We start from the raw sequence: 20,443 nt of genomic DNA, 5'->3' as shown, positions 1-20,443 counted from the left end.
TTGCACGAAATGTGCTCAAGAAGCTGATAAAAACAATAGCGGGCAACACAATATGGGTAAGCGCTATCCGCTATTTCTTATGAAAATCAGGGAGTCTCTGATTCGACGAGAGGCTCGCGGTTGTTGCTGACCCCAGGGCCTGGCTGATAGGGATGATTGGGGTCGCTTTCACGGAATTTGACCGATACGCCGCTGTTGTCCGGCTTGTCGTCGGTCAGTGCGTCATAGGCCTTGCCTACGCCTTTGCCTGCCAGCTTGGCGGTACCTACGGCCACATCGGCGGCCGCGCCGACTGCCGTGGCCGTGACGCTGACGGCGGCTGCGCCAACGGCAACTACTGTGCAGCCCGAAAGCGCAAAACACCAAAAAACCCCTGCCAGCCAGGGCCGGCAGAAGCTTGATAGGGCATGTCCCAAGCCAGGGGCACCGAACAAGAGCCTGAGCCGGCCGCGCCGCCTCGCCGCGAGGGTGTCGTTCCCCCTCTGGGAGGAAGGCGCCGAAGGCGACTCAGGGTGGATCATCAGTGAATCCTCATACCCGGGGTTGCACCAGGGAAGGGCTCCAGCACATAAATGCCGGGGTTGGCCTTCTCATCGGCGTGGCTGGCGGCCAGCACCATGCCTTCGGACAGGCCGAACTTCATCTTGCGCGGTGCCAGATTGGCCACCATCACCGTGAGCTTGCCCTGCAGCTGCTCGGGCTGGTACATGCTGCTGATGCCGCTGAACACATTGCGGGTCCTGGGCTGGCCGTTTTCGTCCTTCTCGCCCACATCCAGCGTCAGCTGCAGCAGCTTGGTCGAGCCTTCAACGCTCTTGCATTCCAGAATCCTGGCAATGCGCAGATCGACCTTGGCAAAGTCGTCGATGCTGATGGTCTCGGCCAGCGGCTCGCCGCCGGGGGCATTGGGGTCGATCACGGGCTCGGCCTTCTTGGCAGCCTTCTTCTCGGGCTTGGCGGGTTCGGCAGCAGCAGTCTGGCCAGTAGGGGCTTCAAACAGGGCTTCGAGCTGCTTGGGGTCCACGCGCTGCATCAGGTGCTTGTATTCACCGATCTGGTGGCCCTGGCCCAGAGGCTGGGCCACATCGCCAAAGCTTTCAGGGGGCACGATCAGGAAGTTGGCCACTTCGGCGGCCACGCCCGGCAGGATGGGCTTGAGGTAAATGGTCAGAATGCGGAAGGCTTCGATGCAGGTGCTGCAGACATCGTGCAGGCGCTGCTCCATGCCTTCCTTCTTGGCCAGTTCCCAGGGCTTGTTGGCGTCCACATAGCTGTTGACCTTGTCGCACAGCAGCATGATCTCGCGCGCGGCACGGGCCGTGTCGCGGGCCTCGTAGGCGGCGACGATGGCGGTTTGCTGCTCGCGCAGCGCGGCCAGCAGGGTCTGGCCGTCTTCACTGACCACACCCAGCTTGCCGTCAAAGCGCTTGCTGATGAAGCCTGCAGCGCGCGAGGCGATGTTCACGTACTTGCCGATCAGGTCGGAGTTCACGCGCAGCATGAAGTCTTCGGGATTGAAGTCGATGTCTTCGTTCTTGCCGTTGAGCTTGGCGCCCAGGTAGTAGCGCAGCCACTCGGGGTTCATCTTGAGCGACAGGTACTTGAGCGGATCGAGGCCGGTGCCGCGGCTCTTGCTCATCTTCTCGCCGTTGTTCACGGTCATGAAGCCATGCACGCAGATCCTGGTCGGCGTCTTGCGGCCGCTGAACTTCAGCATCGCGGGCCAGAACAGCGTGTGGAAGGTGATGATGTCCTTGCCGATGAAGTGGTACTGCTCCAGGTCGGGGTCGGCCATATAGGCGTTGTAGTCCTCGCCGCGCTTGTTGAGCAGTTCCTTGAGCGATGCCAGATAGCCCACGGGCGCATCCAGCCAGACATAGAAGTACTTGCCTGGAGCGTCGGGGATCTCGATGCCGAAGTAAGGCGCGTCGCGGCTGATGTCCCAGTCGTCCAGGCCTTCGCTGGTTGAGCCGTCGGGGTTGGTGCGCACGCCGAACCATTCCTTGATCTTGGCCGCGACTTCGGGCTGCACATGCTTGCCATTCTGCGTCCACTCGGTCAGGAACTCCACGGCACGCGGGTCCGAGAGCTTGAAGAAGAAATGCTCGGACGACTTCATCACCGGCGTGGCGCCCGACAGGGCCGAGAACGGGTTGATGAGGTCGGTGGGCGCATAGACCGAGCTGCAGACTTCGCAGTTGTCGCCGTACTGGTCCTTGGCGTGGCAGCGCGGGCATTCGCCCTTGATGAAGCGGTCGGGCAGGAACATGTTCTTCTCGGGGTCGAAGAACTGCTCGATGGTGCGGGACTCGATGAAGCCGGCCTTTTTCAGGTCCAGATAGATCTGCTTGGACAGCTCGTGGTTTTCGGCGCTGTCGGTATTGCTCCAGTTGTCGAAGGCGATATGGAAGCCGTCCAGGTACTGCTTGCGGCCGGCGGCGATGTCGGCCACGAACTGCTGGGGCGTCTTGCCGGCCTTTTCGGCGGCAATCATGATGGGTGCGCCGTGGGCGTCGTCGGCACCGACGAAGTTGACCGCGTTGCCCTGCATTCGCTGCGCACGCACCCAGGTGTCGGCCTGGATGTATTCCATGATGTGGCCGATGTGGAAGTTGCCGTTGGCGTACGGCAGGGCGGTGGTGACGAAGAGCTTTCGTTGAGACATAGAGTTGCGGAACTTTCTGATCACGGGATAACGCGCAGGCAGCCGCGCGACGGGCAATTCTAGGCGTTTACGGCAGAGGCGGAGCCGGACGGGGGATTGGCGCCATGCTCGGGCCGCGCTGGAAGCAGGGTTGTGGCAGGGGCCATAAAGCAGGGCGTCAGTGTTTTCTGAAAAAGTGAGCTGTCTGCGCTTGGCAGCTCTGAATTTCAGATGGTTTTACATTGAAAGTCCGGGCTGGACGAGCGCAAGCAGCTATTAAAAATAGATGGAAGACTGTGCGTTTGGAGTTGGCCGAAACTGCTTCGCTCAACACTTTGTGGCTGTTACGTCCGGACACCTGGGTCTGCTTGCTGCCGGCGGGGCCGGGCTTGGACAATGGCCGGCATCGCTGAACAAGCCGGAGCCAGGGAGACGCACCATGATGAAATTCCTCCAGCGCACCGCGACCCTGCTGCTTGCATCCGGCGCGGTCGTGCCCATCCTGGCCCAGGCCCAATGCCTTGAATGTGCGCAGCAGATGATGCAGGCCACGCTGACTTCCAACGCCTGGTACAACATCAACCAGTCGCAGATCGACAACACCCGTAGCCGGGATGCGCGCAACGGCATCTGCTACCAGGCCAACCGAGACCTCCAGGGATGCGGCGGTCGGATCACGGCGAGCGAGAGCGAGCGCTTTGACGGCAAACTTCCGGACTGGACGGCGGGAGAAGCCAAGAAGGTGGTCATGAACACGCTCAAGACCGAATACGCCCAGCGCCAGCGCAGCCAGGGAAGGGGGCCGGCCGCGCAGTGGCTGAATACGGCGGCAGGCGACATTGCCAGGCAGATGGCGGCGCTGACGCCCGAGTTCTTCCGCCGCTGGGATGCGGGTGACCGCAATAGCGCCGACCAGTGGTACCTGGGCCAGGTGCGCCAGATTGCCGAGCGCCATGCCAGCGGGCACCAGGGACCGGGCATGGGCGAGGCGCAGATCGGCAAGGTGCCCGCTGCAGCGCGTCAGCGCGCTGAAGATGCAAGCTTTGCAGTACTGGAGCCTGAGATCCAGCGTATCGAGCGGACCCAGGGGCAGGCCCGTGCAACGGCCTGGGCGCGCGAGATGGGGGCGGCTGTAGGCGCCGGGGTGCGGAATCTGGCGCCCGAATACCTGCAGCGCGCACAGGCCGAAGGCCGGGCGGGTGCCGACCGATGGTATGCCGAGCAGGCTGCCAGCCTGGCCCGGCTCCAGATTGCCGACCGTTGATTGCCGGCATCGCTGTCAGCGCGCGGAAGGCCCTTTGTTGCGGTACATGTCCTGGTCGGCCATCTTGAGCAGTGTTTGCGCATCCTGTGCATCGCGCGGGAACAGTGCTTGGCTGACTGGGGCGCTGACGCTCACCTGTTCGCCCGCAGGCACGCCTTGCAGCGAGCTCAGAGGTTGCTGCCGGGCGTGATTGGGCGATGCGCTCGGCTTTTTCTTCCATGACCTACTCGGACAGCGACTCCACGGTCCTGCTGCCGGTCCAGTATCAAAGCATGCCCAGTGCCGAGGTCAGCAGGGCGATCAGCGCGACAAAAGGAAGAATGAGAGAGAGCTTGAGCGATCGAGAGCCGCGGGTTTGGGCGGGCGCAGGAATTACAGTGAGGGAGCACCAGAGGGTGGAATTGAAACAAAGTGCTTACGGCCCGGCCATCTGCTCCAGCCCTTGGGATTCGCTGTGCGCGTGCGAGACAGGATCGGGCCAGCCCATGAAGCGGCGGATTTCTTCCTGCCGCGCCAAGGTGTCCTTGCGGCCCAGGGCCATCAGCTCGCGGGAATAGCTCTGCTCGAACAGCAGATAGCTGGCCAGTGCGCCATCGCGCAGGGCCTCGCCATCGTCCACGCGCACGCCCAGCGTGCCCAGCAGCACACGTACCGAGCGAGGCAGGCGGTCGATATGGCGGGTGGCGATATCGTCGATGCGCTCGGATGGCGTGATGGTCAAAAGCTCCAGCGGGCGCAGATGGCTGCGAATCCGCTCGGCAGGGGAGATCAGCGACAGCGTGTGGTTGATACGCTCGGCGCGTTCGATGTCCACGGCCAAGGTGTCCAGAAAAATGCTCGATAGCGCATGGCCTGCGACCTGGGCCAGCGAGGGGTAGCGCGCATCGGGCAGCGGCCGTGCGGCAGGGGGCTCATGGCGCCGGCCGGCTCCCACGACCAGCAGCTTGGTGGCACCCATGTGGATGGGCGGTGCCAGAGGTGCGGTCTGGCGCATGGAGCCATCGCCGAAGTATTCGATATGCCCTTCCAGGGGCAGCGGAATGGCGGGAAAGATGAACGGCAGGGCTGCCGAGGCCAGCAGGTGCTCATGCGTCAGCGGGGTCTGTATGGCTCGTCGCTGGTCGCGCACCCAGGGGCTGAGAATCTGGTGGTTCTGGAAAAAAGTGATGTGCTGGCCGCTGCTGTAGCTCGATGCCGTGATGGCCAGTGCCTGCAGATGGCCGCTGGCGATGAGATCCGGCAGACGCTCGAACGGCATCAGCTCGCTGCGCAAAAGCTCTGCCAGCGGGCGGTTGTCCAGCAGCGAGCGGGGGTGCAGCCGGCGCCAGCGAGCCATGGCCCAGCCCAGCGAGAGCAGGGTCAGCCAGCGCGTGCCGCTGCGCAGCATGCTCAGCGAGTCGGCCCGGTAGATCTGCTCGGTATGCATATTGCGCCAGATGCGCGCCATCAGGTGCACGGCCTGGTCGAACTGGTCGCAACGGCAGGCAAGGGCTGCGACATTGATGGCGCCTGCCGATGTACCGGCGAGGATGGGGAAGGGATTGGGGCCGTGTTTGAGGCCGCAGTGGCGGCGTATCTCGGCAATCGCTTCGAGCACGCCGACCTGGTAGGCGGCCCGGGCACCGCCGCCGCTGAGCAGCAACCCGGTCTGGGCAATATTGGACGCAGGGCCGACCGTATTGCTTTGCGCAATATCCGTGAACCTGGGGGGAAGGGTGGGGGAAAACTGCTCTGCCGCCATGGCCCCAGTGTGCCCCATCGGTGCCGCATTGCGGCATCGGGGCGTCGGCAGTGGAACGGAGGTCAGGCCTGTTTGGCTGCCTTGCTCAGCAGCAGGGCTACGCCCTTGGCGTCCAGCACGATGATTTCATTTTTGGTGGCCCAGGCGGCGGTGTTTTCACCCAGGGCTTGCATGGCGACATAAATGGCCTGGTCTGCCTGTTGCTGGGCGCGGGCGGCCAGCAGCTCGCGCAGGGGCTCCTGGCCATGGGCGGCGGCTTTCCAGCGGCGGGCGCTGACCACGCAGCTCTGGCCGTTGCGCGCCAGCTTCAGATCGGCACCGGGCTGGTTCAGGCGTTGCACCTCATAGCCTTCGGCCTGCCAGGCGGCTTGCAGCTGCGCGCTGAAGTCGGCCCAGCTTTGCTGGCTGGCCTGCTCCTGCAGTGCCTGCAGCCTGGCAGGGCTGGGCGCGCGCATCTGTTTGTAGAGCGCCATGCAGCCCACGATGAAGAAAGGAAAAGCACCGAGGGCTGCAAAAGGCGAGATGTCCTTGGGGAATACGGCCAGGGAGACCAGCACCACGGCGGCGCAGATCGCAAAGCTGATCCACCAGCGCGAGCGCATCAGGATTGCGAACAGGGAGTTTTCTGCCATCTTCAGTTTCACGGGGCTGTCTCTCAAAAATCTAGGGAAGCGGTTCTAGGGAAAGTGGGCCGCATTGTCACCTGTGCACAGGGGTTGGACGGCTTCGATAGACTATCCGGCATCTAAGAACCCTCTGGAAACTGGATTCAATGGCTGTTACAGAACAAGCGCTATCGACAGCGCTAGCTAGCGTGCTCGACCCGCACACGGGCAAGGACTTTGTGAGCACTCGCGCCCTGCGCAATCTGCAGATCACGGGCGATGACGTCTCGTTTGACGTGGAAATGGGCTATCCGGCCCAGAGCCTGATCCCCGCGCTGCGCAGCCAGTTCATCGCTGCTGCCAAAAGCGTGGCTGGCGTGGGCAATGTCTCGGTCAATGTGAGCACCAAGGTGGCCTCGCATGCGGTGCAGCGCGGCGTGCAACTGCTGCCCGGGGTGAAGAATATCATCGCCATCTCGTCGGGCAAGGGCGGCGTGGGCAAGAGCACGACCACGGCCAACCTGGCGCTGGCGCTGGCTGCCGAGGGCGCGCGCGTGGGCATTCTGGACGCAGACATCTACGGTCCCAGCCAGCCCATGATGATGGGCGTTTCGGGCAAGCCCGAAAGCCATGATGGCAAGACCATGGAGCCGCTGGAGAACTACGGCGTGCAGGTCATGTCCATCGGCCTGCTGGTCAACAATGATCAGGCCATGATCTGGCGCGGCCCCATGGCCACCCAGGCGCTGGAGCAGATGCTGCGCCAGACCAACTGGAAGGATCTGGACTATCTGCTGGTCGACATGCCTCCCGGAACCGGCGACATCCAGCTGACGCTGTCCCAGCGCGTGCCCATGACGGGTGCCGTTGTGGTGACCACACCCCAGGACATCGCACTGATCGATGCCAAGAAGGGCATTCAGATGTTCGAGAAGGTGGGCGTGCCCATCCTTGGCCTGGTCGAGAACATGGCCGCTCATGTCTGCACCAACTGTGGCCATGTCGAGCATATCTTTGGCGCCGACGGCGGCAAGAAGATGGCAGGCGAGCAGAACATCGACTATCTGGGCGCTTTGCCCCTGTCGCTGCAGATCCGTCTACAGGCCGACAGCGGCAAGCCCACGGTGGTGGCCGAGCCCGAGAGCGAAGCCGCCCAGGTCTACAAAAAGGTCGCCCGCGATCTGGCGGTGAAGGTGGCCCTCAAGGCCAAGGACTTCTCCAGCAAGTTCCCCACGATCACGGTCAGCAGCAATACCTGATGAACCTTCTGACCTCCATGCGTTATCTGGTGGCGCTCAACGAGCACCGCCATTTCGCGAGGGCAGCGCAGGCCTGCCATATCACGCAGCCTGCACTGTCCAATGCGCTCAAGGCGCTGGAGGACGAGTTCGGTGCCGTCATCGTCAGGCGCGGCCGCGTGTTTGGCGGGCTGACTCCCGAGGGCGAGCAGGTGCTGGCCACGGCGCTGTCCATGCTCAGGGCCGAGGAGGCGCTGAGACAGGATCTGAGCGCCGCTGCGGGCCAACTCAAAGGGCAGTTGCGCATGGCTGCCGTGCCTACTGCGATTCCCATGCTGACGCGCTTTGCCGCGCTGCTGCGTGTTCAGCACCCGGGTATCACGCCCATGGTGCTTTCCATGAGTTCGCTGGAGATCGAGACCGGACTCGAAGACCTCACGCTGGATCTGGCCCTGGGCTACAGCGAAAGGCTGGAGTCGGGCAGCCGCACGGCGCGCAGCGCCCGCATCACTGTCTGGCCGCAGTATCAGGAGCATTATTTTCTGCTTAGTCCTGCGGCTGAGGAGCAGAGCCAGAAGCCTGTGAAATGGGCTCAGGCAGCCAGGCTGCCGCTATGCCTTTTGACGCCGGACATGCATAACCGGCTGATTGTGGACCAGAGCTTCATGGCAGCAGGCTGCGAAGTCAGTGCGGCCATGGAGACCAATTCCGTGCTGAGCCTGATGCTGGCCGTGACCGAAGGCGGTCTGCACAGCGTGCTGCCCGGTGCGCTGGTGGCGACGCTACCCGAGTCGGCCCGGATATCGGTGCGTCCTCTGATTGCGCCCAAGGTGCAGACGGCCATCGCTTTCCTGACCCCTTCGCAGGAGCAGGCGACCCGCGCGCAGCAGGCCGCGCAGGTGCTCATGCAGTCCCAGGCCTGGCGCCAGCAATGTGCGAGCTTTGCCGGGGCCGTGCGCTGATTTGCAATTTGAATCGCGTCATCAATTCAAAGAATTTGACCTGAGATACGGCCGGGGCTGAAATACGGCATGAGACAAAGGGCGCTGGTGTGCCCTCATAACAAGGTCGCTCCATGCCCCATCACCCTATTGCCCAGCCGCAGGAGCCTGCGCCGCTGCTGCTTAGCCCCGAACAGCAGGACGCTCTGACGCACTGTCTGGCCCGCTTTGGCCAGGAGCCCGGCGGCCTGCTGCCGCTGCTTCACTCTCTGCAGAATGCACTGGGCTTTATCCCGCGTGCTGCCGTGCCCGCCATTGCCGAGGCCCTGAATCTTTCGCGTGCCGAGGTCCATGGTGTTGTCAGCTATTACCCGCATCTGCGCGAGCAGCCGCACGGCAGGACGCTGATCCAGATCTGCCGGGCCGAAGCCTGCCAATCGCGTGGCGGCGATGCACTGTTCGCCCATGCACAGGCGGCGCTGGGCTGCCAGGCCCATGGCACGAGCGCCGATGGCAGCGTGACGCTGGAGCCTGTCTACTGCCTGGGGCTGTGCGCCCAGTCGCCGGCCGTGATGGTCGACGAGAGCGAAGTCCATGCGCAGATGACTGCGGACCGGCTCGATACCCTGCTGGAGGAAATTCAGCAAAAACAGCCCGAAACCAAGGAAGATAAAGCGCAAGAAGCTATCAAAAATGAAGCAGTGGCTGCCACGCGCATCTATGTGCCGCGCGATGCCGCAGCCCTGGCCGTGGGCGCGGATGCGGTGGCCGAGGCGCTGCAGCGCGAATGCGAGGCGCGAGGCCTGGCCGTGGAGCTGGTGCGCAATGGCTCGCGCGGCTTGCTGTGGCTGGAGACCCTGGTCGAAGTCGAGACTGCACAGGGCCGTGTGGCCTACGGCCCGGTTCAGGCGGCCGACGTTGCTGGTCTGCTGGACGCCGGCATGCTGCAGGGCCGGCCCCATGCGCTATGCCATGGGTTGACCGAACAAATCCCTTATCTGGCCCGTCAGGAGCGCCTGACGTTTGCGCGCGTGGGCCTCATCGCTCCGCTGAGCCTGCGGGACTATGAGGCGCATGGCGGCTGGCAAGGTCTGAAAGCTGCTGCTGCGATGGCTCCCGAGGCCGTGGTGCAGCAGGTGCTGGACTCGGGTCTGCGCGGGCGTGGCGGCGCCGCGTTTCCTGCGGGCATCAAATGGAAGACTGTGGCTGCCGCCAAAGGGACGCAGAAGTACATTGCCTGCAATGCCGACGAAGGCGATTCGGGCACGTTTGCCGACCGTCTGCTCATGGAGGGTGATCCGTTCTGCCTGATCGAGGGCATGACGATCGCTGGTCTGGCCGTGGGTGCGACTCAGGGCTATATCTATGTGCGCAGCGAGTATCCGCATGCCATCGCCACGCTGAACGAGGCCATTGCCCGTGCCACGGCTGCCGGCTGGCTGGGCCGCAATGTGGCGGGCAGCGGCAAGGCGTTTGCGCTGCAGGTACGCGTGGGCGCAGGCAGCTATGTCTGCGGCGAGGAAACCGCGATGCTGGAGAGCATCGAAGGCAAGCGCGGCATTGTGCGTGCCAAGCCGCCGTTGCCCGCGATCGAAGGTCTGTTCGGCAAGCCCACGGTCATCAACAATGTGATCACGCTGGCGACTGTGCCCATCATCATGGCAAGGGGAGCAGCCTTCTATCAGGGCTATGGCATGGGTCGCTCGCGCGGCACGCTGCCGTTCCAGCTGGCCGGCAATATCGCGCGCGGCGGGCTGGTGGAAAAAGCCTTCGGTCTTTCGCTGCGCGAGCTGGTCGAGGACTTTGGCGGCGGCACGGCCACGGGGCGACCCGTCAAGGCCATTCAGGTGGGCGGCCCGCTGGGCAGCTATGTGGCGCCCGGTGACTGGGATGATCCGCTGGACTATGAAGCCTATGCAGCCAAGGGCAATGTGGTGGGCCATGGCGGGCTGGTCGTGCATGACGACAGCGCCGACATGGCACAGCTGGCACGCTATGCCATGGAGTTCTGCGCCATCGAATCCTGCGGCAAATGCACGCCTTGCCGCATAGGCTCCACGCGCGGCGTGGAAGTCATTGACCGCATCACCACCAACACCGGCGCGGCCCATGCCGCCAATGTGGCGCTGCTGGAGAGCCTGTGCGACACCATGGAAGGCGGCAGCCTCTGCGCCATGGGCGGCATGACGCCATACCCCGTGCGCTCGGCATTGCGCCACTATCCGCAGGACTTCGGTATCGATTCCGCACAGACCGTGACCCCTGTCTGAGGAGGCCCAGACCATGCTCGAACATTTGAAGAACACCGATTTCGGAACACCTGTCAGCCTGTCCGAAGAGCTTGTCACGCTGCATATCGACGGCCGCGAGGTCACCGTGCCCAAGGGTACATCGCTGATGCGCGCCGCCGTCGATGGCGGCATCAAGGTGCCCAAGCTCTGTGCCACGGATTCGCTGGAGCCCTTTGGTTCCTGCCGGCTGTGTCTGGTGCAGATCGAGGGGCGCAAGGGCTTTCCTGCGTCCTGCACCACACCCGCCGAAGCGGGCATGAAGGTGCGCACCCAGAGCCCGCAGCTGCAGGAGCTGCGCAAGGGCGTGATGGAGCTCTATATCTCCGACCACCCGCTCGATTGCCTGACCTGTTCGTCCAACGGCGACTGCGAGTTGCAGGACATGGCAGGAGTGGTTGGCCTGCGCGAGGTGCGCTATGGCATGGATGGCGCCAACCACTTCAAGGGCGAAGACAGGGCCGAGGTCGATACCTCCAATCCCTATTTCAACTATGACCCCAGCAAGTGCATTGTCTGCAATCGCTGCGTGCGCGCTTGCGAGGAAACGCAGGGCACGTTTGCGCTGACGATCAGTGGACGTGGTTTCGAGTCTCGCATCACAGCAGGCCAGGGCGACGGCTTTATGGCCAGCGACTGCGTGAGCTGCGGCGCCTGCGTGCAGGCCTGTCCTACGGCCACGCTGCAGGAAAAGACCGTGGTCGAGCTGGGCCAGAGCGAGCATAGCGAGATCACCACCTGCGCCTACTGTGGCGTGGGCTGCGGCTTCAAGGCCGAGATGAAGGGCGAGCAGGTGGTGCGCATGGTGCCCTGGAAGGACGGCAAGGCCAACGAAGGTCATGCCTGCGTCAAGGGGCGTTTTGCCTGGGGCTATGCCACGCACAAGGACCGCATCACCCAACCCATGATCCGCGCGAAGATCACCGACCCCTGGCGCGAAGTGAGCTGGGAGGAGGCGATAGCCCATGCGGCCAGCGAATTCCGCCGCATCCAGGCCAAGCACGGCAGGGACTCGATTGGCGGTATCACCTCGTCGCGCTGCACCAACGAGGAAACCTATCTGGTGCAGAAGCTGATCCGCGCCGCCTTCGGCAACAACAATGTCGATACCTGCGCGCGCGTCTGTCACTCGCCCACGGGCTATGGTCTGGGTCAGACCTATGGCACGTCGGCAGGCACGCAGACCTTCAAGTCGGTCGAGCACTCCGATGTGATCATGGTGATAGGAGCCAATCCCACGGCGGCGCATCCGGTGTTCGGCTCGCGCATGAAAAAGCGCCTGCGTGGCGACGCCCGGCGTGCCGGCGCCGGCCTGATCGTGATCGACCCGCGCGAGATCGAGCTCGTCAGCTCGCCCCATGTCAAGGCCGACTACCACCTGCAGCTGAGGCCCGGCACCAATGTGGCCATGATCACGGCGCTGGCCCATGTGATCGTCACCGAGGGCTGGCTGGCCGATGCCTATATCGACGAGCGCTGCGATGCCAAGTCCTTTGCGCAATGGAAGGAGTTCGTCGCCAGGCCGGAGAACTCGCCCGAGGCCACGGCCGACATCACCGGCGTGGCTCCCGAACTGGTACGCGGCGCGGCGCGGCTGTATGCATTGGGCAGTGCGGACCATCCGCAGGGAAGGCAGGTCAACTCCGCCATCTACTACGGCCTGGGCGTGACCGAACATGCGCAGGGCTCGACCATGGTCATGGGCATTGCCAATCTGGCCATGGCCACAGGCAATGTGGGGCGCGAAGGCGTGGGCGTGAATCCCTTGCGCGGGCAGAACAATGTCCAGGGCTCCTGCGACATGGGCAGCTTTCCGCATGAGCTGCCCGGTTATCGCCATATCTCGGACAGCATCACCAGAGCCGAGTTTGAGGGCGCCTGGGGCGTGAAGCTCAGTCCCGAGCCGGGCTTGCGCATTCCCAATATGTTCGAAGCCGCGCTGGAAGGCAGCTTCATGGGCCTGTACTGCGAGGGCGAGGACATCGTGCAGTCCGACCCCAACACCCAGCATGTGACGGCAGCGCTGTCGGCCATGGAATGCGTGGTGGTGCAGGACATCTTCCTCAACGAGACCGCCAAGTACGCCCATGTGTTCCTGCCCGGATCGTCCTTCATGGAAAAGGACGGCACCTTTACTAATGCCGAGCGTCGCATCTCGCGCGTGACCCAGCTCATGCAGCCGCTGGCCGGCTATGCCGACTGGGAGGTGACGCAGCTCTTGTCCAACGCGCTGGGCTATCCCATGAACTACGGTCATCCGCGCGAGATCATGGCCGAGATTGCGGCACTGACCCCGACTTTCGCGGGCGTGAGCTACGAGAAGATCGAGCGCCTGGGCAGCGTGCAGTGGCCTTGCAATGAAGGCACCGAAGAGGCGGGAACGGCCATCATGCACAAGGAGAAATTCGTGCGTGGCAAGGGCCGCTTCATCATCACCCAGTACGTGGCCACCGATGAAAAGGTCACGCAGCGCTTTCCGCTGCTGCTGACCACGGGGCGCATTCTCTCGCAGTACAACGTGGGCGCGCAGACGCGGCGCACGGCCAACAACCAGTGGCATGGCGAGGACAGGCTCGAGATTCATCCGCATGACGCACAGGATAGAGGCATCCGCGAGGGAGACTGGGTGGGCATTGAAAGCCGCTCCGGCCAGACGGTGTTGCGTGCCACGGTGACCGAGCGCATACAGCCGGGGGTGGTCTACACCACCTTCCACTTCCCGGAATCGGGAGCCAACGTCATCACCACCGACAGCTCGGACTGGGCGACGAATTGCCCCGAGTACAAGGTGACGGCGGTGCAGGTTACACCGGTGGCCCAGCCTTCGAGCTGGCAGACGGATTACGCGCGCTTTAATGATGAGCAACTGGGTCATTTGGCCGCTGCGCAGGAAGCTCCCATGCTTGCCGGAGGCCAATGATGGATGCCGACAACCTGATCCGCATGGCCAATCGCATTGGCGAATTCTTTGAGGCCATGCCCGACCGTGACGAGGCCCTGAACGGCATTGCCGAGCATATCCAGAAGTTCTGGGAGCCGCGCATGCGTGGACGCATTCTGACGGTGTTGGCACAGCCCGACGAAGCCGCGCAGCTGCGTCCGCTGGTGCGCGATGCGCTGCAGCGCCATGCCGCGAAACTGGGCAAGGTGCAGGTCTAGCAAAACAAGAGCCGTCCATGCCCACCGGACATACGTTACAGGTATATTGAAGTCCAAATCTCTGGTCTTAACCGCTGCCGGCCAAGGCGGCGGTTTTTTGTGTCTGCCGTCTTCCCATGACTTCCGATTCCGTCAAAAGCGCTGCGATGGGTGCTCATTTGCGCCTGCTGGGCATGGCCCTGCTCTGGGGCGCCTCCTGGCCAGCGGGCCGCATTCTTGCTCTCAATATGCCGCCGCTGGCCGCATCCAGCCTGCGGTTTCTGCTGGCGGCCACCATGCTGCTGCCCTGGCTGTATTTCTCGGGCGGCATGTCAGCTCTCAAGAAGTGGCCAGCCAGGATCTGGCTGGGCATGCTGGCGGCCGGTGCTGCGGGTGTGTTCGGCTATGCCTCGTTCTTTCTGACAGGGCTCCAGCATCTGCCTGCGGGCAAGGCGGCGCTGGTCATCACGCTCAACCCCGTGGTCACGCTGGCGCTGGCCGTGTGGCTGTTCAAGGAGCGCATCAATCGCCTGATCGCGCTGGGCATGTTGCTGGCGGCCTGCGGGGCCGTGGTGGTGATCTCGCATGGCAAACCGCTGGAAGTGCTCAATGGCGCTGTGGGTCTGGGCGAGCTTTTGATTCTGGGCTGCGTGGCTTGCTGGGTCTGTTACACGCTGATTGGCCGCGCCATGCTGGCCGGTGTGGATGCGCTGGCCGCAACGGCGGTCACGTCCGTCTTCGGCGCCTTGATGCTGCTGGCGGCCAGCCTGGCGGTGGAAGGGCCTCAGGGACTGGTTTCGGCTTTCCATGCCAGCCCCAAGGCCTGGGCGGCCATGGTCTTCATGGCCTATGGCTCCACCGCCGTGGCCTATGCCTGGTATTTCTCGGGCGTCAAGACCTTGGGGGCTGGCGCAGCCTCCGGCTATATCACCCTGGTACCGGTGATTGGCGTGATTCTCTCGGCCCTGCTGCTGGGCGAGAGCATTGAGGGCTCCATGGTGCTGGGTGGCGCCATGGCGGTGCTGGGGACCGCCGTCATGAACTGGGGACGTAGGGCAGCTGCCTGATGCAGGATTCTTTGATTTGATAGCTGGAAGCGCTTTTGCAGAAAGCCTTTGAGGCTGTTTTGGCTATGGATTGGCGCGGCTTGTTCAAGGTGCGAGAAAAGCCGCTGCGGCTCGCCTGCCGGACTCAAGCCTGGTTGACAGTGCCTGCGTTCACGATCATCTGGGAGATCACTTCCAACTGATGCTCGGCTGCTGCATCGTCGATCTCGAACAGGCGCATGACGGCCAGGCCTCGCAGCGCAGCAAACACCACGGCTGCAAAGTGGCTGGGCTGAGGATGGCGCTCGGCGATTTCCGGGAAAACTTCCACGAAGTGTTCGAAGGAGGCGGGGTCATGCTGGGAGCGGTGCGCGTTGATGCGCTCGAATAGCGGTGTGCTCTTGCAGCCGAAAAACATGCTCCAGGTCGCCACATAGCTGGGCTGGGCATAGACGCTTTGCCAGGCCCGGCGCACGAATTCGCGGGCGCGCGGCTCCAGCGGCAGTTGTGCGGCGTCTTCGGGCCAGCCGGCTCCCGCAGCCGCCAGCGGCGCCATGATTTCATCGACCACCTGCTCCATCAGTGCCTGGCGGCTGCCGAACTGGTGCTGCACGGCCCCCAGCGTGACTTTGGCGCCACGCGCAATTTCCTGCAGATTGGTTTGCTGGAATCCCACCTTCTGTAGCAGCCGTATGGCGGATTTGATGATCTTGCGCTGGGTGGTCTGACTGCGTTCTGCCTGGGTACGGCGGGGGGCGGTTTTGCTTCCTGTTTGATTCATGGGCTGCGTGTGTGATTCATAAGGCGTCGATGACGCACTACACCAGATGCTACACGCTCCGGCCCTGATGGCTGGACGGGGCTGTCTGGGTAATTTCACCTTCGGGTAATCCATGATGAATAAAGATTAAACGTTTAATGTTTTATGTTTTAGACTCCGCCTCCATTGTTGTTCATCAGCGACCTTGGAGAGCGAGTCAGCTTCCGAGGTCTCTTATCGGAAACCGCCATGTCACGCTCTGTTCACCGCCTCCCCGCCGACGACCGCACCAATGGATGGAGCGCGCTGCTGGCCGCGCGCCAGCCGCGGGCACCGCTGCAGGGCGATGTGGCGGTGGACTGGGTGATCGTGGGCGCAGGCTATGCGGGGCTGGCGGCAGCACGCCAGCTGGCGCAGCAGCAGCCTGATGCTTCCATCGCCGTGGTGGATGCGGGCGTGGTCGGCGAGAACGCCTCGGGCCGTAACTCGGGCTTTGCGATCGATTTGCCGCACAGCTCGGCGCCATCGGACGCCGCCGTGGAGGCAGGCCGCCGCGTGATCCGCGTCAACCGCTTTGCCGTGGATGCGCTGGAGCGTGCGGTGGCCGAGCACAGCATCTCCTGCGGTTGGCAAAAGCGCGGTCGCTACCACGTGGCGGTGACGGAAGAGGTGGCGCAGAAGTCCCTCAAGCCCTATGCGCGCAATCTGCAAGCCTGGCAGGAGTCCCATGAATACCTGGACCGCGATGCGCTGCGTCAGCGCATAGGCACCGACTACTACGCGGCGGCTGTCTACACGCCAGGCACGCGCCTTATGAACCCCGCGGCACTGGTGCGTGGCCTGGCCGACAGCCTGCCGCCTCAGGTGCAGCTGTTCGAGAACTCGCCGGTCATAGAAGCGAAGCTCGATGGCGCTGCTCCCTTTGTCCGCACGGCTCATGGCAGTGTCCGCGCGCGCAAGGCCATTCTGGCCGTCAATGCGTTCTCTCAGTCATTCGGCGTCTACCAGGAGCGCCAGGTGCCGATTCTGCTGTTTGCCAGCCTCACCCATCCGCTCAGCGATGCACAGATTGCCCAATTGGGCACGGATGCCGCCTGGGGCGTGACGCCCGCGCATGGCGTGGCGGGTTCCACGGTGCGCCTGACGCATGACCGACGGCTGATGATCCGCCAGGGGTTCGAGTATTCGCCGAGCCTGCGCACCACCGACGGGCGCCGCGCCAAGGCCAGGGCCATGAACCAGGCGCTGCTGCGCCGCCGCTTTCCTCAGCTGGGTGCCATCGAACTCGAGCATTTCTGGATGGGCTGGCTGGCGGTCTCGCACAACCACGCACCGGCCTTCGGCCAGATCGGCGACAACGCCTGGGCCGCTTCGTGCTGCAACGGATCAGGCATCGTGCGTCACACCGCTGCCGGCATGCTGATCGCCGATCTGGCGCTGGGCCGCAAGAACCCGCTGATCGACGACTTCCTCGTTGAGGGCACCGCCAACTACATCCCGCCGCGCCCGCTGCGCGACGTCGGCGTGGGACTCACGCTGGCATGGGATATGTGGCGCGGCAGGGCCGAGCAGTAAGCGCCTTTCGGATTCGCATAGGTAGATACAGATAACAGGAGACAAACCATGCATACCCCTTCCTCCAACGGGCATCTGGAGCGCAAGCTCAAGAATCGCCATATCCAGCTGATCGCCCTGGGCGGCACCATAGGTACCGGGCTGTTTCTGGGCTCGGCTGGCATCATCGAGCTGGCCGGCCCTGGCGTGTTGCTGGGCTACGCCATCGGCGGCCTGCTGATCTTCTTCATCATGCGTTTTCTGGGCGAGATGCTGGTCGAGGAGCCATCGGCCGGCTCGTTCAGCTATTTCGCCAACCGTTATGTGGGGCGTTTTGCCGGTTTTTTGTCGGGCTGGAACTGCGTGGCCCTTTATGTGCTGGTGGGCATGCTGGAGCTGACGGCCGTGGGCAAGTTCATCCAGTTCTGGTGGCCCGAGATTCCGGTCTGGGTAACGGCCGCCGTGTGCTTTGTGCTCATCAACGGTGTGAACTTCATCAACGTCAAGGCCTATGGCGAGTTTGAGTTCTGGTTCGCGCTGATCAAGATCGTGGCTGTGGTGGCGATGATCGCCACCGGCATTTACCTGCTGTCCACCACGCACAACCCCACGCAGACGATCAGCAATCTGTGGACGCAGGGCGGTTTCCTGCCGAACGGCTTCAAGGGCTTGTTCATGGCCTTTGCCTTCATCATGTTTGCCTTCGGCGGCGTGGAAATGCTGGGCTTTGCCGCTGCAGAAACCGAAGAGCCGCGCAAGGTCATCCCCAAGGCGATCAACCAGCTCATGGTGCGCGTGCTGCTGTTCTATGTGGGCTCGATGGCCGTGCTGCTGTCGCTGACGCCCTGGACCGATCTGGTGGCCCAGCTCAAGGCTGGCGGTGGCACCTACAGCAGCAGTCCCTTTGTGCTGGTGTTCTCGGGCATGGGCGAGCATCTGGCCGCGCATATGCTGAACTTCGTGATCCTCACGGCCACGCTGTCGGTCTACAACAGCATGGTCTACAGCTCCAGCCGCCTGCTGTATGGCATGGCCCAGGAAGGCAATGCGCCCAAGTCGCTGGCCGAAGTCAACAAGCGCGGCGTGCCCGTGAAGGCCATCGTCTACCCCGGCATCGTCACGGCCTTCTGCGTGGTGCTGAACTATGTGGCGCCGGCAGGTGTGATCGAGCTGCTGATCTCGCTGATCACGGCGGCGCTGGTGATCATCTGGACCATCATCATCATCTCGCACCTGAACTACCGCAAACTGCATGATGCCAAGGGCACGCAGCGCAGCTTCAAGGCACCGCTGTTTCCGTTGACCAACTACATCTGCCTGGCGGCCATGGTGCTGGTGGTGGTCGTGATGCTGCTCACGCCCGGCGTGCGTGCCTCGGCCTATGCCATTCCGGTATGGGTGCTGGCGGTCTATGCCATGTACCGTATGGTCTTTCGCCAGCCTGTGCGGCTGGTGCAGACTGCGGTTTGATTGAATGAGGACTTACTCAAACAAGGATGTGCCAGGACTGTTTTTTTGAGGAAAAGCGCTGGCCTGAACCTGATTTGCGTAAGTCGTGTGAATGAGGGCATGCGCAGACTTTTGCGCCAGCCATGTTGTAACCCTGAACCTTGAGAGCACTTCGATGAACTCCACCGCAACTTTCTACCCCGCACCTGGCGACATGCCTTTCTCTTCCGCGGTCCGCGCCGGCGGCTTTCTGATGCTGTCGGGGCAGATCCCCTTCGGCGAAGACAAGCGCCCGCTCACCGGCCCCATCGAAGAGCAGACACATGCCGTGCTCAAGGCCATCGCGGCGCGGCTGGAGGCGGTGGGCAGCTCGCTGGACGATGTGGTGAAGGCCAATATCTGGCTCAGCGACCTGGCGCACTTCGATGCCTTCAACAAGGTCTATGCAAGCTATTTCAAGGAAGGCCGTTACCCGGTGCGCAGCCTGGTGCAGGCCCAGCTGGTTTTTGGCGTTGGCGTCGAGATCGAAGTCCAGGCGCTGGATAAAACTGCCTGATCGCGCAATCATCCACCGGACTTACGCAAACCAGGATGTGCCAAGGATTGCGGCCTTAGGGCGAAGCTCTTGCCTGAGTCTGATTTGCGTAAGTCGTGATCCATTCCATTTTTTGCAGGGAGCCTCGTCATGACCGATTTGTTTGAAAACCCCATGGGCCTGTGCGGCTTTGAATTCGTCGAGTTCGCTTCGCCCGCAGATGGCGTGCTGGAGCCGCTGTTCGAGAAGCTGGGCTTTACGCTGGTGGCCAAGCATCGCTCCAAGGATGTGGTGCTGTACCGCCAGGGCGGCATCAACTTCATCATCAACCGCGAGCCCAAGAGTCAGGCCGCCTATTTCACGGCCGAGCACGGCCCCAGCGCCTGCGGCCTGGCCTTCCGTGTCAAGGATGCGCACAAGGCCTACAAGCGTGCGCTGGAGCTGGGCGCCCAGCCCGTGGACATTCCCACCGGCCCCATGGAGCTGCGCCTGCCCGCCATCAAGGGCATTGGTGGTGCCCCGCTGTACCTGATCGACCGCTACGAGGACGGCAAGTCCATCTATGACATCGACTTCGAGTTCCTGCCCGGCGTGGACCGCAATCCCAAGGGCCACGGTTTCCAGGTCGTCGACCACCTCACGCACAACGTCTACCGCGGCCGCATGGCCTACTGGGCTGACTTCTACAACAAGCTGTTCAACTTCCAGGAAATCCGCTATTTCGACATCCAGGGCGAGTACACGGGCCTGACCTCCAAGGCCATGACCGCCCCTGACGGCCTGATCCGCATTCCCCTGAACGAGGAAGCCAAGCAGGGCGGCGGCCAGATCGAGGAATTCCTGATGAAGTTCAACGGCGAGGGTATCCAGCACATCGCGCTGCTGTGTGAAGACCTGCCCACGGCCATCGACAGCCTGCAGATGGCAGGCATTCCGCTGCTGACTGCGCCCAACGACATCTATTACGAAAACCTCGCCAAGCGCCTGCCCGGCCACGGCCAGCCCGTGGGCGAGCTGCAGTCGCGCGGCATCTTGCTGGACGGCACGACCGAAGGCGGCCAGCCCCGCCTGCTGCTGCAGATTTTCTCCGAGCCGCTGCTGGGCCCTGTGTTCTTCGAGTTCATCGAGCGCAAGGGCAACTACCGCGAAGGTTTCGGCGAGGGCAACTTCAAGGCCTTGTTCGAGTCCATGGAGCGCGACCAGATCAACCGCGGCGTGCTCGACACCGCCAAGGAGTGAT

Annotated in this window: 16 protein-coding genes; 11 read left to right on the top strand and 5 right to left on the bottom strand. The window is 63.1% G+C overall.

Features of this window, described 5'->3' with window-relative positions; all coding sequences use genetic code 11:
- Nucleotides 1–86: 86 nt before the first annotated feature.
- Entirely contained in the window at nt 87–434 is a 348-nt protein-coding gene (locus tag QMY55_RS18755) for a hypothetical protein (protein ID WP_407650538.1), read from the bottom strand.
- 86 nt (nt 435–520) lie between these two features.
- Nucleotides 521–2,665, bottom strand: a complete 2,145-nt coding sequence (metG, locus tag QMY55_RS18750) for a methionine--tRNA ligase (protein ID WP_283485653.1) — start codon at nt 2,663–2,665, stop codon at nt 521–523.
- Nucleotides 2,666–3,083: 418 nt separating this feature from the next.
- Between metG and QMY55_RS18745 the strand changes: the two genes are divergently transcribed.
- Nucleotides 3,084–3,908 carry a hypothetical protein gene (locus QMY55_RS18745; RefSeq protein WP_283485652.1) on the top strand — a complete coding sequence of 275 codons (825 nt, stop codon included), beginning with the start codon at nt 3,084–3,086 and terminating at the stop codon, nt 3,906–3,908.
- 415 nt (nt 3,909–4,323) lie between these two features.
- On the opposite strand, the gene QMY55_RS18740 is transcribed toward QMY55_RS18745, so the two are convergent.
- Both QMY55_RS18740 and QMY55_RS18735 read right to left on the bottom strand, forming a co-directional pair.
- Nucleotides 4,324–5,649: a patatin-like phospholipase family protein gene (locus QMY55_RS18740; protein WP_283485651.1), complete on the bottom strand. Its 1,326-nt coding sequence runs from the start codon at nt 5,647–5,649 to the stop codon at nt 4,324–4,326.
- Nucleotides 5,650–5,711: 62 nt separating this feature from the next.
- Nucleotides 5,712–6,281 (bottom strand): restriction endonuclease, encoded by a 570-nt coding sequence (locus tag QMY55_RS18735; RefSeq protein ID WP_283485650.1) that lies wholly within the window; start codon nt 6,279–6,281, stop codon nt 5,712–5,714.
- A gap of 140 nt (nt 6,282–6,421) precedes the next feature.
- Here QMY55_RS18735 and apbC point away from each other — a divergent pair, with 140 nt between their 5' ends.
- From apbC to QMY55_RS18705, 6 genes are all read left to right on the top strand, one after another.
- Complete coding sequence (gene apbC, locus QMY55_RS18730) at nt 6,422–7,513, top strand: iron-sulfur cluster carrier protein ApbC (RefSeq protein WP_283485649.1); 1,092 nt, start codon at nt 6,422–6,424, stop codon at nt 7,511–7,513.
- A complete protein-coding gene (locus tag QMY55_RS18725; protein ID WP_283485648.1) occupies nt 7,513–8,454 on the top strand; it encodes a LysR substrate-binding domain-containing protein in 942 nt (313 codons plus the stop codon). The genes apbC and QMY55_RS18725 overlap by 1 nt, the downstream gene beginning before the upstream one ends.
- A gap of 113 nt (nt 8,455–8,567) precedes the next feature.
- Nucleotides 8,568–10,703 carry a formate dehydrogenase subunit gamma gene (locus tag QMY55_RS18720; RefSeq protein ID WP_283485647.1) on the top strand — a complete coding sequence of 712 codons (2,136 nt, stop codon included), beginning with the start codon at nt 8,568–8,570 and terminating at the stop codon, nt 10,701–10,703.
- Nucleotides 10,704–10,716: 13 nt separating this feature from the next.
- On the top strand, nt 10,717–13,641 hold the full coding sequence (fdhF, locus tag QMY55_RS18715; protein ID WP_283485646.1) for a formate dehydrogenase subunit alpha: 2,925 nt from the start codon (nt 10,717–10,719) through the stop codon (nt 13,639–13,641).
- On the top strand, nt 13,641–13,880 hold the full coding sequence (locus QMY55_RS18710) for a formate dehydrogenase subunit delta (RefSeq protein WP_283485645.1): 240 nt from the start codon (nt 13,641–13,643) through the stop codon (nt 13,878–13,880). Before fdhF ends, QMY55_RS18710 begins: the two co-directional genes overlap by 1 nt.
- A gap of 116 nt (nt 13,881–13,996) precedes the next feature.
- A complete protein-coding gene (locus tag QMY55_RS18705) occupies nt 13,997–14,926 on the top strand; it encodes a DMT family transporter (protein ID WP_283485644.1) in 930 nt (309 codons plus the stop codon).
- A 124-nt stretch (nt 14,927–15,050) separates the two neighbouring features.
- Here QMY55_RS18705 and QMY55_RS18700 read toward each other — a convergent pair whose 3' ends face one another.
- Nucleotides 15,051–15,686, bottom strand: coding sequence for a TetR/AcrR family transcriptional regulator (locus QMY55_RS18700; protein ID WP_283485643.1), 636 nt, complete (start codon nt 15,684–15,686; stop codon nt 15,051–15,053).
- Nucleotides 15,687–15,914: 228 nt separating this feature from the next.
- On the opposite strand from QMY55_RS18700, the gene QMY55_RS18695 reads away from it, so the two are divergent.
- From QMY55_RS18695 to hppD, 4 genes are all read left to right on the top strand, one after another.
- A complete protein-coding gene (locus QMY55_RS18695) occupies nt 15,915–17,240 on the top strand; it encodes an NAD(P)/FAD-dependent oxidoreductase (protein ID WP_283485642.1) in 1,326 nt (441 codons plus the stop codon).
- Nucleotides 17,241–17,288: 48 nt separating this feature from the next.
- Nucleotides 17,289–18,689: an amino acid permease gene (locus QMY55_RS18690; protein WP_283485641.1), complete on the top strand. Its 1,401-nt coding sequence runs from the start codon at nt 17,289–17,291 to the stop codon at nt 18,687–18,689.
- A 154-nt stretch (nt 18,690–18,843) separates the two neighbouring features.
- Nucleotides 18,844–19,224: a RidA family protein gene (locus QMY55_RS18685; protein ID WP_283485640.1), complete on the top strand. Its 381-nt coding sequence runs from the start codon at nt 18,844–18,846 to the stop codon at nt 19,222–19,224.
- Nucleotides 19,225–19,353: 129 nt separating this feature from the next.
- Nucleotides 19,354–20,442, top strand: a complete 1,089-nt coding sequence (hppD, locus tag QMY55_RS18680) for a 4-hydroxyphenylpyruvate dioxygenase (protein ID WP_283485639.1) — start codon at nt 19,354–19,356, stop codon at nt 20,440–20,442.
- Nucleotide 20,443: the final 1 nt, after the last annotated feature.

The organism is Comamonas resistens (assembly GCF_030064165.1).
Taxonomy (GTDB): Bacteria; Pseudomonadota; Gammaproteobacteria; order Burkholderiales; family Burkholderiaceae_C; genus Comamonas; species Comamonas resistens.
The sequence above is the reverse complement of the archived record's forward strand: the minus strand, read 5'-3'. Positions and strand labels throughout refer to the sequence as shown.

Coding starts and splice junctions, on each gene's coding strand:
- metG (WP_283485653.1), bottom strand. CDS start 2,665: ATGTCTCAACGAAAGCTCTTCGTCACCACCGCCCTGCCGTACGCCAAC.
- QMY55_RS18745 (WP_283485652.1), top strand. CDS start 3,084: ATGATGAAATTCCTCCAGCGCACCGCGACCCTGCTGCTTGCATCCGGC.
- QMY55_RS18740 (WP_283485651.1), bottom strand. CDS start 5,649: ATGGCGGCAGAGCAGTTTTCCCCCACCCTTCCCCCCAGGTTCACGGAT.
- QMY55_RS18735 (WP_283485650.1), bottom strand. CDS start 6,281: ATGGCAGAAAACTCCCTGTTCGCAATCCTGATGCGCTCGCGCTGGTGG.
- apbC (WP_283485649.1), top strand. CDS start 6,422: ATGGCTGTTACAGAACAAGCGCTATCGACAGCGCTAGCTAGCGTGCTC.
- QMY55_RS18725 (WP_283485648.1), top strand. CDS start 7,513: ATGAACCTTCTGACCTCCATGCGTTATCTGGTGGCGCTCAACGAGCAC.
- QMY55_RS18720 (WP_283485647.1), top strand. CDS start 8,568: ATGCCCCATCACCCTATTGCCCAGCCGCAGGAGCCTGCGCCGCTGCTG.
- fdhF (WP_283485646.1), top strand. CDS start 10,717: ATGCTCGAACATTTGAAGAACACCGATTTCGGAACACCTGTCAGCCTG.
- QMY55_RS18710 (WP_283485645.1), top strand. CDS start 13,641: ATGGATGCCGACAACCTGATCCGCATGGCCAATCGCATTGGCGAATTC.
- QMY55_RS18705 (WP_283485644.1), top strand. CDS start 13,997: ATGACTTCCGATTCCGTCAAAAGCGCTGCGATGGGTGCTCATTTGCGC.
- QMY55_RS18700 (WP_283485643.1), bottom strand. CDS start 15,686: ATGAATCAAACAGGAAGCAAAACCGCCCCCCGCCGTACCCAGGCAGAA.
- QMY55_RS18695 (WP_283485642.1), top strand. CDS start 15,915: ATGTCACGCTCTGTTCACCGCCTCCCCGCCGACGACCGCACCAATGGA.
- QMY55_RS18690 (WP_283485641.1), top strand. CDS start 17,289: ATGCATACCCCTTCCTCCAACGGGCATCTGGAGCGCAAGCTCAAGAAT.
- QMY55_RS18685 (WP_283485640.1), top strand. CDS start 18,844: ATGAACTCCACCGCAACTTTCTACCCCGCACCTGGCGACATGCCTTTC.
- hppD (WP_283485639.1), top strand. CDS start 19,354: ATGACCGATTTGTTTGAAAACCCCATGGGCCTGTGCGGCTTTGAATTC.